The organism is Amycolatopsis sp. TRM77291 (genome assembly GCF_054166285.1).
In genome coordinates, this window is record NZ_JBSZHF010000001.1 from 8,781,176 (window position 1) to 8,793,304 (window position 12,129).

The following is a 12,129-nucleotide window of genomic DNA, read 5'->3' on the forward strand; positions in this document are numbered from 1 at the left end:
GCCACTCTCCGCCGGATCTTGTTGCCGACAACTGACCGGGTTGTCGGTAGATCCCCCTGGAGAGGAGGCGGAACGTGAATCGACGAGAACCGCCGTCCAGGCCACCCGCAGTTCGACCTGGCGAAATGGCGTTGAGCCGTCCCGATCTCCACGCCGCTGTGGACGCCGAGATCCTGGCCCGTGGCATCGAGGCAGTACGCAGCAGCACGGATACGTCCCCGTCAGCTCACGACGTAGACCGGAGCGCCTCGGTCGCCGCGGCAACCGCCCGTGCGGTCGCCGCGTGCGTCTGGCAGGCCGGGCAACCTACTGGTCGCCCCGCCGACTGGGCGGGCTTCGGGCACGTGGTCCCGGTCCTCGCCGCATCCCCAGGCGCAGGAGCCAGCGTCACCACCGCAACCGTCGCCGACGCGCTGCAGATTGCCGGCCGGTCCGTGCTGATAGTCGACACCGCCGACCCGAGCCGGTCCGGCCTGAGCCGCGCCTCCGCGGTTGACGGCCCCCAGGTGCCAGGGCCTCATCCGGCGATCCGGATCCGGTTCTCCTGGCGCGCCCAGGCCCTGCTGGCTCGCGCGGAAACGACGCTCCCGGTCCTCGCGCCGGGAATGCTGCCCCCACCAGCGTTCTGGCGCCCTGGCCCACGCAAGATCGATGTCACGGTAGTCGACATCGGACACGACCCGTGGCGCGTCGGCGCACACCCGCTCCTCGGGGCAGGAGCGTGGCTGCGCGGCGGTAACCCGGCCCCGATACCGATTCTCACCGTGCGGCCGAGCACGCCCTCACTGGCCCACGCCGAACAGATTCTCGCGAGGTTCGAAACCTGGAACCGCCTTGATGCCGTCACACTGCCGGTGCAACTCGTGGTGGTCGGGGCACGACGATGGCCCGCCACCGTCACAGCCACCGCCGGAATCCGCGTACAAAAGCTGATCGACAGCGCCATCTTCCTGCGGCCTGATCCCGAGCTGGCCGCTCACGGTGTGACCGCTGGCGTCACACCGTCCCGCGTTCGCTCGGCCGTGCTCCCGATGCTACGGCGACTCGAATTGCTATCCACCGACAAGCCCTCCCGGCTCCGTACGCCCGGTCCGAAGGACCAGGCCCGTGAAAAGGGAGGGCGCAGTCATGATCGCCCACACCATCGTGGAATGGCTGACCCAACAACCGGCGCCTCCACCGCCTAGCCCGGCACCTCTACCGAACCCTATTCCTGTAGAGCCGCCGGGCGGCAAAGCGATCCTCGGCCTCCTCAACAACGTCAAGTGGGCCGCGGGGATCGCCTTGATAGCGGCGTTCTTCATCGGCCTCACGGTCTGGGCCGGCGGTCGCTGGGTCGACCACCATCGCGCGGGGAAGGTCGGCCTGGTCATGATGCTCTGTGCCGTCGGCGGAGCAATCCTGTACGGGATCGGCTACTCGCTGATCGACGGATTCTCCAAGGGATGAGCGGCATGTTCACTCCCGACGCCGATCGTCGCCCCCGCCGTGCCCGGATGACGATTCTCGCTCTGGTGCTCGTCACATTGGCAGCAGTTGGCCTTGCTGCTGCGCTGGCCATCGCGAATTACCGACCAACGACCACAGCGCCGCCAGCAGGAACAGGGCTTAGCCACACGGCTGTGCCCGGGAAAGTCACCACACTCGAGCCTGAGCCAACCCCGGAACCCGGCTGGGACGTTTTAGCACAGAAGAAACTCGCACTGCGCCCGATGCTTCGCCTGCCTGCGGAGGCCGCGCAGCCTCACGAGCTGAGCCCACAGGCGGGGCCCGTGCTGCAAATTCCGGAACCGAGTCATGCCGCTGGCGTGTGGATCCACGGCGGATTCCCGGGAACACCCGAAGGAGCGCTTGCCCAGCTGAAGGCAGCCGATGAAGCGGGCCTGCGAGGCGGAGACCCGACCGTCTACGACCGGGCCTACGCCGATATCGCATTACCCGGTGCGCCCGCGGTCGACCGCACGGGACTGCACACCCTGCTCTCCACCTTCCGCATGCGTGCCGGAATCGCGGCCGGAGAGTTGAAGCCCGGCTTGACGGTCACCTACGACGTGACCCACGGGCAAATCAAGGGAACCACCGACCAAGGCCGATACGCGGTGGTCTGCGTACTCGGCATCCTCACCTTTGACTACAAAGGACAGTCGACGTCCATGGGGGTCGGTGACTGCCAGGCGATGCGCTGGACCGGAAGCGCGTGGCGGATCAGCACAGGAAACCAGGCCGCGATGGCAGCGAGCGCATGGCCAGGTAGCAAGGAATCCGTACAGGCCGGGTATCGCAGCCTGGGAGGTATCCCGCGATGACACCGGAGGACATCTTCGTCTGGTTGGGACGGACCGCCGGCGGCATGGTCGCCGGCCTGGCATCGACTGCCTTCGAAGTAGCGATGGAGGCGATCTGGATCTCGGGGCTGTGGTTGCTGCGCGAAGCATTCACGCTGGTCGACTCGCTCTCAACATTCACGGTATCGAAAACGGACGGACCTGTCGGGACGTTGTGGCCGACCATGCTGTGGCTCGGCGGCGTCATCGCGCTCGGGCTGTTCTTCTGGCAGATCACTGTGTCGGTCTTGCGTGGCGGTCGCGGGTTCACCCGCACGATGTCCGGCCCATTTCAGTATGGGGCCGCTCTCGCGGTCACTGTCGGGGCGATCGCCGGCTTCCTCGCCGCGGCCGACGGAGCCACGACCGGGATCCTGGACGTCCTGCATGTCGGAAACTTCAGTGATGCCCTGAAGGCGATGGGGCTGGTCGACGCCGGCACCGACTCGGTGAAGGCCGTAGTGCTCGGGCTGACCGCGATTTTCGGTCTCATTCCCGCGGTGGTGGGCTTTGCCATGGAGATGGTTTTCCGCGAAGCCGCCACCTATCTGCTGACGGCCACTGTCCCGATCATCGCAGCCGGTCTCATCTCGAACACGACCGCAGTCTGGTTCTGGCGCGGTATGCGCTGGGTACTAGCGATCATCTTTATCAAGCCGGGAATCGCCCTAGTGCTGGTGATCGGCGTCGGAGCGACCGGCGAGGCGCAGGGACTTTCCGGGTTGCTCGCGGGGGTCGCCATCCTTTGGATGGCCGTCTGGGTGCCTCTCGTATTATTCAAGCTGTTCGCCTTCATCGATCCCAATACCGAAGCGGGCGCGGCCGTTCGAGGAGCGTTCTCCGATGCCGGGATGGATTCCTACGGCCCGGACAGTCCGGGAGGAAAAGCAGGTAAGTCGGCGTTCAACGCGGCCAAGAACAAATTGTTCGGTGGTTCTGACGACGTTGAGGAAACCGGCACCGCGGACGACTCCGAGGTAGCGAACACTGACCGTTTCGACTCGGCCACGGACGACGCCGAACCGGCCGCTCCTGACGATGAACTTAGCGACTCCATGCCAGAGGCGAGGGACAGCGATAGCGGCCGACGTGGACCTGACGAAGGTGCCATCGCTACAGGGGACAGCGACTCGCCGTCGCCGCCTGATTCGGTCCGCGAAGTCGGCGAGGGCACCGAAACCGGAGACGGGTCAGCGGCCGGAGATGAATTCTCGGAGTCCGAGGCAGCCGACGCGGCGTCTGGGGTCCTCCCGGAGGCAGCTGCCGCGTCCGCCGTCGAGGCCGCGGTTGAGGACGACAGCGATGACGAGGGCGACGATCCGAACGCGGGGAAGGTGCTCGAATGAGTAGCCGCGTGTATCGAGGGCTCTCGCGACGTGAGCACGACGGCTGGATCCTTGGGCTGACACCGGTGCAGGCGCTGACGTGCGTCGCGCTCGCCGTGCCGGTGGTGATCACCCTGTCTGCAGGGGAGATCGCCAAGGCGCTAGTGATCGCGTGCGTCAGCTGCCCGCTCGCGGCGCTGGTGGCTGTGCCTGTCCGCGGGCGGACCGCCGCGCGCTGGCTCGGTCATCTGCTGCTGTTCCAGGTCGGCGCTGCCTTCGGCTGGACGCGCTGGCAAACCCGTGCCGTCACCGGGCAAGTCGACCCCGACGAGCCCGACTTGCCCGGCGCGCTGGCCCGGGTGCGATTCCCTGACGGGCCACCGCTGCGTGACCAGGGACGGATCTGCCTGATCCACGACACCGGCGAAGGACGGTGGGGTGCGACCGCACGTCTGTCCCACTCCGGAGTGGGAATGCTGTCAGACAACGAATGCGAGCTGCTCGCAGCGCGACTGGGGAACCTGCTCGAAGCCCTTGGCCAGCGTGAGGTCATCGACCGGATGTCACTTCTGGTGCGGACTGTTCCCGATGACGGCGCCGACTACCGTGCATGGCGGGCCCGCAACGAAGTCGCCCCGGCGCCACCGCTGGCAGCTGAGACAACCAGGGAACTCGACCGCACCATTGGCCTGCCCTCGGTCCGCCATGAGATCTTCGTGACGATCAGCGGACGGGAAGACACCCTCCGGCGCCCAGCCATCGCCGCCGGAGGTGGCGCCAACGGCCGCGCGATCGTGCTCTACCGCGTCCTGGACAGCCTCGACGAACGGTTCCGTGCTCTCGGCGCCCACAGTGTTCGCTGGCTGTCGGGTGGGCACCTAGCCGAAGCGATCCGCACCGGGTTCAACCCGGCTACGGCGGCCATCTTAAACGCGAGTCATAACCAGGGAAAGCCCGCGTCAACCGGACTTCCGTGGGCGGCGGCCGGACCGACTCATGCTCCGGCCCCGTCTGCGCGGGCCTACCACCATGACGGCTTCTCCACCGTGTCGTATGCGGTGCTGATGCCACACCGCGGCACGGTGTTCGGTTCCCTCAGCTCTCTTCTGGCTGTGAAGACACCGGGCGAACGCCGCAGCCTCGCCGTGCACTACGAGATCATGCCTGCCAATCGCGCGCACCGAGCCGTACGCGGCAACCGGTTCCGGACCCGCGTCATCCGGGATTGGAAGGCGACCAAAGGGTTCGCCGCCAGTGCCGAGGACCGCCACGAAGCCCGACGCGCCAGCATCCAGGAGGACGCGATCGCGTCCGGCCACGGCATGGTCAGATTCGCCGTCGCGACCGCGGTCACAGTGCCCTCGACCTGGCCGGTCGAAGACCACGCGGCCCGCCTGGAAAGTGCCATCGCGGGACGATTCCGCTTGCTGCGCATGGAACTGGCACAAGACGCCGGGTTCGTCGCCACCGTGCTCCCGCTCGGCATCGGCCTCCCCCGACTGCGTGGAGGTGGATGGTGACCCGCGACCACACAACCCCCGAACGGTCCATGCAAGACCTGCTGTCCACATTCGGCACACCGCCAGCAGTGAGAAAACCCGAGCAGCCGCGGACTCGACGTCGTGAGCCGGTCAACCGGGCGATCGCGCCCCGCCGTGGCCGCCGCCGCCCAGGGCACGGGTGGTCACCAGTGCCGCCGCCTCTCGCGGTGTATCAGGCCAGCACGCACGAAGTCGGTGGCGTCTTCCCGCTCCTGGCATCCAGTCCGATGCCAGCGGTCGGGGCGAGGATCGGCTATGACGTCACTGCCGGGGGAGCTTTCTACTTTCACCCCGTCGAGGCCGTGCTCACCGGTGCCTGCACGAATCCGAACGTTGTCTTTTTCGGCGAGCCGGGAACAGGGAAAAGCTCCACCGTCGTCGCCTTCACGACGCGCATGATGCCGTTCGGCGTGAAGACCTTGATCAGCGGCGACGTCAAGGGCGAGTACACGCCAATTCTGAAGGCGCTGGGAGCAACACCGATCGTGCTCGGCCCCGGCAGCCCGGCCCGCGTGAACGCCCTCGACCTCGGCCCGCTCACTGCGCGCTGGGAGACCTGGACCGCGCGGCGGCAACGCAATGAACTCACCTGGGTACTCGGCCGCTGGGTACAACTGCTCACCGCGCTCGCCGAAGCCCAAGGGTATGCCGCCACTGTGACAGACGAAGCCGTCCTTTCCGCCGTTCTGCACCGCGCCGTGGGCGCAGCGGACGCCAACACCCGGCTTCGCCCGATCACCATCCCTGACGTACATCGCGCCCTTGCCGATCCGCCCGACGAACTCTGGCAGGAGAGTAGGTTCGCCGACCGGCGCCAGTTCCTCGACCACCTGCGCCCCATCACCGACGCGCTGAACAACCTGGTTTCCGGGCCGCTCGCCGGCATGTTCGACGCGCCGACCAATGTGGAACTCGACTGGGACGCCCCCGCGCAATCGATGGACCTGTCCCGGCTGGACAACCGGGGGGACAAGGCAGTCGCAGTCGCCTTGACGTGCCTCGGGTCATGGTCTGCCATCGCCACCGACCTCCAAGACGATGGCGAGATCCGCATCGTCGTCCGCGACGAAGTGTGGCGCCAAATGCGGCTCGGAGTCCGCGCGCTGATGTCCTTCGACAGCGAACTGCGCCTCTCACGCAAGCACAAGATCATCCAGGTCGCGCTCGTTCATAAACCCGCGGATTTCCTGACCGTCGGCGACGCCGGATCGCAGGCAGCGTCGATCGCCCGCGACATGCTCAGCCTGTTTAGTACCCGAGTCCTTTTCGGACAGACAACCAGAGTCGCGTCCGAGCTCGGCGACGCGCTCTCGCTGGCGGAAAAAGAACAACAAGCGATCTCCGGCTGGGCCAACCACCGCCGCGGACGCGCCCTATGGAAGACGGAAAACCAGACCGGACGCAAAGTGCAGACCGTGCTCAGCGCCGTCGAACGACGTCACTTCGACACCAACGTCCAACTGCGAAGCACCCACCGAAGTATTCAGTCCGTGTCCGCCCAGAAGTCCGATGGCGGCGAAGACGATGACGAACGAATCGTCGACCGTGACAGTCAATCTCTTGAGGTGTAAGGAACGGGCTGATGGGTGACGCACGGATTCAGCTACAGCCCCTTCCGAACCTGCATGCAGCCAGAGAGGTTCACGTCGGATGGGACCAGGCGCTCCAGACCTACTATGCGCACGTGTATAACGGCGTCGACGCAACTGGACGCGAAAATTTCGCTCTGAGAATTGGAACCACATTCGAGGAGATCTCTGACCCTCTGGTGGTAGTTGAAGCAGTCAGCGCCTACGCGGACGTGCCCGCTGAACTCGATCACCTCCTTGACGTCGGGCGAAGGCTCCCTAACGCAACGATGACTGACCTGCGTGAAGACTCCCGGGCCTATAAGAACGAACAACGTTACAACGACAAGATGAACGAGCTTTATCGACCAGGAGGATTCGCCACGCAACTGTCGCATGAACAGGTGAATCCCATCCTGGCTGAGCACGGCTGGGCCATGAGCGAAGTCAGTCTGATCAACGGCGGGCATTCGGAAACATACATCAGAGACGGACACGAGCTTACGATCTCGTGGGGATGGCCGGATTCGCGCCACGGCGAAGAGCAGTTGCTGAGCCCAGTCATCGCCGACAGCCAGAGGTATGGCGTGTCGACCCCTGAAGCGCTAGCAAAGACTCTTGCCCATGTCCGAAACACTCCAGTTCCTGATCCCCGCGATCTCCAGGGGGAACACGAAGCTGTAGATGAAAACGATCTGATGGAGCGCGACATTGGGCTGCGGGAAGAGCCACCCGACGATGATCTCAGCTTCGGTACCGGATTGGGGTACTGATGAGCCACGAGAAGCCCGCAGGATGGGGAGCCGTCGTCTTCCTTGCCGTGGTGGTGCAAATCGTGGCACCGATCGCGACACTCGGCCTCGTGCTCATCGCCGCCGGCGGCGGCCCCGGACCGATTTGCGAGCCGCCGGAAACCGGAATCGGCAGGATCGTCAAAGACCCCACTCCCGCACCGTCCGCCGAACAACTGGACATCGCCCGCACGATCGTCACCGTCGTCCGGCAACGCGGCCTGCCTCGCAGAGCAGCGGTCCTGGCCATCTCGACCGGTCTCGTGGAATCCAAACTGGCCAACTTGAATTACGGAGACCGCGACTCCCTCGGCGTCTACCAGCAGCGTCCCTCCCAGGGCTGGGGCACACCGGCGCAGATCCTCAACCCGGTCTTCGCCACAAACGCGTTCCTCGACCGGTTGGTCGCCATCCCCGGCTGGGACACCCTGCCGCCCGGACAGGCCCAGCAGCGGGTCCAGCGCTCCGGCTTCCCGGATCGATACGCGCCGCGCGAATCCGAAGCAGCACGAATCACCAACGCGTTATGGAATGACACCGCGCCGCCGGCGGCGCCCGTCCGGCAACCTACCGAGACCGCGGACCTGCCCGCGGGTTGCGTCGACGACGGCGGCTCGGATATCCCGATCAGCCCGAACGAGGTCGACCGCACCAAACTGCCCGCCGGCTACCAATACCCAGCCGACCCTCGACAACGCGCAGCGGTCACCTACGCCCTCGCGCAACTGGGGAAGCCCTATGTATGGGGCGGGAAAGGCCCGAACGGATTCGACTGTTCCGGGCTCATGCTCGCCGCATGGGCCGCCGCAGGCGTAGGGATTCCAGCCGGAACTGTCAGCCAAGTCCATGCCGGACACGCGGTCCCCGGCCTGAACCAGCTTATGCCCGGCGACCTGCTCTTCATTCCCGGATCCCTTGGAACACCAGCTAATCCGCGCCATGTCGGCATGTACGCGGGGCACGGCCTGATCGTCAACGCCTACGACTCCAGCACCGGTGTGATCCTCGAACCGCTGTCCGCGTGGAGCGGAAAGATCGTGATGATCCGCCGCGTCGCAGACCCCAGCACGCCCTCCCCGAACTCGGGAGGGAGACCGCCAGATGGGCAACAACCCGGCCCGCGTCAGCGGCATGGACCGCGACGCAGCCCTCATGGGCCTGATCATCGCCGCGCTCATACTGATCCTCGCCCTCGCGGCAGCGATCAACGCTGCCGCGGCCGTGACATGCGGTGTCACCGGTAGCGGCTGGTCCTGGCCGCCCTTCCCTGCTTGGTTACCGAACGCGGGGCGCATCATCGTGGCCCCCGCCAGCCCCGGCGCGCACCTGCGCGAGCCGTGGGCATCGGCCCTCGACGACCACTCCACCGTGTTCTGGGCGGTCACCGCCGTCCTAGTGGCACTGATCGCAACAGCCGTCGTCACGCTCGCCATCGTCGGGCGACGGCGTTGGCGGCCGGTGAAACCCGGACACGCCACCCGCCGGGACATGCGCAAGACCTTGTCGCCGCGCCGCGCCCGCGTCACAGCCGCCTGGACCCGTGGCGACCTCACCAAGCAGGAACGCAAGGCCGCCGACCTCACGGAAGTCGCCGTCCCGCTGCACCGAGGACCGAATCACCAACTGCTCGTAACTTCGCTGGAGAACCCGACAGGGGTGATCGCGCCGACCCGCTCGGGTAAGAGCCGCACCGACCTCATCCATAAGGTGCTCGCCGCACCGGGCGCCCTGTACGCCTCCACCACGAAGCCCGACCTCGCCGAATGGGCGATGCTTGCGCGCACACGACGGCCCAACGCCGGACCGGTCCTGCTGTGTGACGCCACCGGCACCGTCCACTGGCCCGCCCGGGTGCGCTGGTCACCGATCACCGGCTGCCACGACCCGTCCGTCGCGCTGCGCCGCGCCGAAACCCTCATCGAAGCATCATCGCTAGGCCTCCGCGAGACCGGCGGCAACGACAAAGTCTTCCGCGGTCGTGCCTCGATCGTTCTCCAGGCCTATCTGCTCGCCGCCGCGGACCATCAGCGGACTGTGACCGATCTCGTCAGCTGGGCGATCACGAAACCCGCTGACCAAGAGCCGGTCGAGCTCCTCAGCGCCCGATATCCGAACTTCGCCTACAACCTCGCCTCGGAGATCGGCATGGTCGCCGAGACCTCCGACGCAGTCTGGATGTCGGTACGCCGTGCCCTGGAACCCTTCATGAATCCCGCGATCCGAGACTTCGCCACGCCACCGCCCGGCGAAGAGCTCGACATCCGCGACTTCCTCCTGCGCAAAGGGTCCATGTTCGTCATCGCAGGCGAACACCAAGCACCGCAGGCCCGGCCAGTGCTGACCGCGATGGGAGAGCAAGTCGTCACCACCGCCCAGGACCTCGCCCTCGAGCAAGACCGCCGACGACTCGAACCGGCCGCCACCATGATCTTCGACGAACTCTTCGACGGAACACCGGTACCGCGGCTACCTGGCCTGATCGCCGACACGTCCGGACGCGGCGTGCTCATCCACTGGTCCGCACAGTCCCGCTCCCAGCTCGACGAACTCTACGGCGAACACGGCCGACGGCAGCTGATCGACAACACCCTCACCTTGACGATTTTCGACAGCATCAAAGACGACAAGACCCTGGAATGGCTCTCCACCCTCGCGGGACACCATCGGCGCAAGACCTACCAGCAACACAGTGACGGCTGGCTCGGCGCCGGCCGCACCGCCACCGGCACGGAAGACGCCTTGACCTACCGGCCCGGCGCTATCCGCACCCTCGACAAGGGCCGCGTCCTGATCATCCACTCCAACCTCCGCCCCATCCTCGGCCGCACAGTCGACGTATCCCGCCGACAGGACTGGGACCAGCTCAAGGCCGACGTCGACACCATCCGGTCCGGCAACGCACAAATCACCACCGACGGCTACACCTACGACCGGGCGCAGCAACTTCGTGCCGCCACCACCGCGATCGGCGGCTCGCGATGAGCAACGACGACATCCCCCAACCCCCGCGGCGACAACCGGACGACCACCACGACCAGCAGGAACCGGCGGCAGGCACCACACCCGAACAACAGATCGCGGTCCTGCGTGCCGCGGTCAGCGACCTACGGCGGCAGGTCGCGCAGCAGCACGACCTGGCCAAGGATCTCGCGATACAGCTGCAAAGGCTCGTCGCGGAGGACGAGTCAGACCCGGACCAAAGAAGGAACCGGCCGGCTCCCTGGGTGCCATTCGAACCCCCGGGCCGCACCGAACCTGATTCAGGAGCCCGCGACCCGCTGGTCGGCATCGCCCTCTTCGTCGAGTACTACAACAACACCTACGTCGGCCTCCCCGGCTCGCGCGCCGTTGCCATCCCGGACTGCTGGCTGAGTCACCCCGGACTCCTGGCCGAGGTCGCCACGCTCGCCTACTTCTGGCGCGCGGCGAACACCGGCCCCAGAGCCAACGTCAAGGACGCCCAGTACTGGCACCACACGTTCCGGCCCGGCTTCGCCGCTCGCCTGACCAGTGAATGGACACACGCTCACTGCCGCGCCAGCAGCCACAAAGACGCCGGCGCACCCGCCCGACCCGATCGCTACTCCGCGCCCGGAAGCAATCCCAACGACGCAGCGGAAGCGCAGGCAACCCCGACCCCGTAGCCGCAGCCCGGCCGCAACCAGACAAACCACCGATAGCGAGAGAGAGGAATAGGCCGTGGCATACCCGAACAACCGTGTCGCCCTCACGCCACGAGACACGACCGCAAACCCGCATCAGGAGATCGTCGTCGGATGGGACCGAGGAATGCAAACCTACTTCGCCCAAGTTTTCAACGGCCTTAACGAATACGGCGAAGACAACATGCTGGTCGACATCGGCAACCGGGTCGGCGAGATCACCTATCCCGGCGCCGTCATCGACGCCGTCCGACCGTACGCAGACATCCCCGACGATCTCGGACGAACGCTGGCCGCGCAACGAGAAGCCGACACCTCAACGTACCGCCAGCTGCGTGGGGAAGCCGGGCATGTCGCACGCGCCGCAGATCTCGCGGGGATCGATATCACGGTCGCGCTGACCACCGCCTCCCAATCAGACCCTCGCATACAGGCCTTCGACGCGACCGAGGACGACGTGGACGGAGGTGAGCATCTTGGACGCGGAATGGGTTACTGACACCGGTAATCGATACGTGCGGTACCAAGCAGACGACGCGATCGATGAGTTCGAAGCACTGACCACCGCTGGCATCGCTGCCCCCGTTGCCCGGCAGCAAGTGGCGATCGATAGCCCCATGACCTATGACGGCAGAACGATCGCCGAACACGCCATCGACCAATACACCAGCCTGCTCGACCAGAATTTCGGTGCAGACGAAGCTCAGGAACACGCTGCGAACGTCACCAGCTACGCGGTCACAGACTTCGACGACGACGCTCACCTGCACAGTTCTACGGCCGAGATCTCCGAGGATGACATCGTCGCCGATCTCGACGATCCCCTGAACTCCGGAAACATCGAAGACCTCGGCCGTGGGCTCGGCTACACCTGATCACTCGGGACCTCGCGAACCAATCATCGTTTCCGTGTCCACA

Annotated in this window: 12 protein-coding genes; all 12 read left to right on the forward strand. The window is 66.0% G+C overall.

Annotation, left to right across the window (positions count from 1 at the left end; all coding sequences use genetic code 11):
• Nucleotides 1-158: 158 nt before the first annotated feature.
• Complete coding sequence (locus ACXIZN_RS41295) at nt 159-1,187, forward strand: hypothetical protein (RefSeq protein WP_457960161.1); 1,029 nt, start codon at nt 159-161, stop codon at nt 1,185-1,187.
• A complete protein-coding gene (locus ACXIZN_RS41300; protein ID WP_076153611.1) occupies nt 1,129-1,449 on the forward strand; it encodes a hypothetical protein in 321 nt (106 codons plus the stop codon). The genes ACXIZN_RS41295 and ACXIZN_RS41300 overlap by 59 nt, the downstream gene beginning before the upstream one ends.
• Before the next feature lie 5 nt (nt 1,450-1,454).
• Nucleotides 1,455-2,306, forward strand: a complete 852-nt coding sequence (locus ACXIZN_RS41305) for a hypothetical protein (RefSeq protein WP_457960162.1) — start codon at nt 1,455-1,457, stop codon at nt 2,304-2,306.
• The gene (locus ACXIZN_RS41310) at nt 2,303-3,670 is read left to right on the forward strand and encodes a hypothetical protein (RefSeq protein WP_457960163.1); all 1,368 of its coding nucleotides are present in this window, start codon (nt 2,303-2,305) and stop codon (nt 3,668-3,670) included. Before ACXIZN_RS41305 ends, ACXIZN_RS41310 begins: the two co-directional genes overlap by 4 nt.
• A 65-nt stretch (nt 3,671-3,735) precedes the next feature.
• Nucleotides 3,736-5,169, forward strand: coding sequence for an SCO6880 family protein (locus ACXIZN_RS41315; RefSeq protein ID WP_457960164.1), 1,434 nt, complete (start codon nt 3,736-3,738; stop codon nt 5,167-5,169).
• A gap of 188 nt (nt 5,170-5,357) precedes the next feature.
• The gene (locus tag ACXIZN_RS41320; protein ID WP_457960165.1) at nt 5,358-6,761 is read left to right on the forward strand and encodes an ATP-binding protein; all 1,404 of its coding nucleotides are present in this window, start codon (nt 5,358-5,360) and stop codon (nt 6,759-6,761) included.
• A gap of 11 nt (nt 6,762-6,772) precedes the next feature.
• Nucleotides 6,773-7,531 carry a hypothetical protein gene (locus ACXIZN_RS41325; protein WP_457960166.1) on the forward strand — a complete coding sequence of 253 codons (759 nt, stop codon included), beginning with the start codon at nt 6,773-6,775 and terminating at the stop codon, nt 7,529-7,531.
• On the forward strand, nt 7,531-8,793 hold the full coding sequence (locus ACXIZN_RS41330) for a C40 family peptidase (protein ID WP_457960167.1): 1,263 nt from the start codon (nt 7,531-7,533) through the stop codon (nt 8,791-8,793). Before ACXIZN_RS41325 ends, ACXIZN_RS41330 begins: the two co-directional genes overlap by 1 nt.
• Nucleotides 8,702-10,531, forward strand: a complete 1,830-nt coding sequence (locus ACXIZN_RS41335; RefSeq protein ID WP_457960732.1) for a type IV secretory system conjugative DNA transfer family protein — start codon at nt 8,702-8,704, stop codon at nt 10,529-10,531. The genes ACXIZN_RS41330 and ACXIZN_RS41335 overlap by 92 nt, the downstream gene beginning before the upstream one ends.
• Nucleotides 10,528-11,193, forward strand: a complete 666-nt coding sequence (locus tag ACXIZN_RS41340) for a hypothetical protein (RefSeq protein WP_457960168.1) — start codon at nt 10,528-10,530, stop codon at nt 11,191-11,193. Before ACXIZN_RS41335 ends, ACXIZN_RS41340 begins: the two co-directional genes overlap by 4 nt.
• 55 nt (nt 11,194-11,248) lie before the next feature.
• A complete protein-coding gene (locus ACXIZN_RS41345; RefSeq protein WP_457960169.1) occupies nt 11,249-11,710 on the forward strand; it encodes a hypothetical protein in 462 nt (153 codons plus the stop codon).
• Complete coding sequence (locus tag ACXIZN_RS41350; protein WP_457960170.1) at nt 11,688-12,086, forward strand: hypothetical protein; 399 nt, start codon at nt 11,688-11,690, stop codon at nt 12,084-12,086. Before ACXIZN_RS41345 ends, ACXIZN_RS41350 begins: the two co-directional genes overlap by 23 nt.
• The last annotated feature ends 43 nt before the right edge of the window (nt 12,087-12,129 follow it).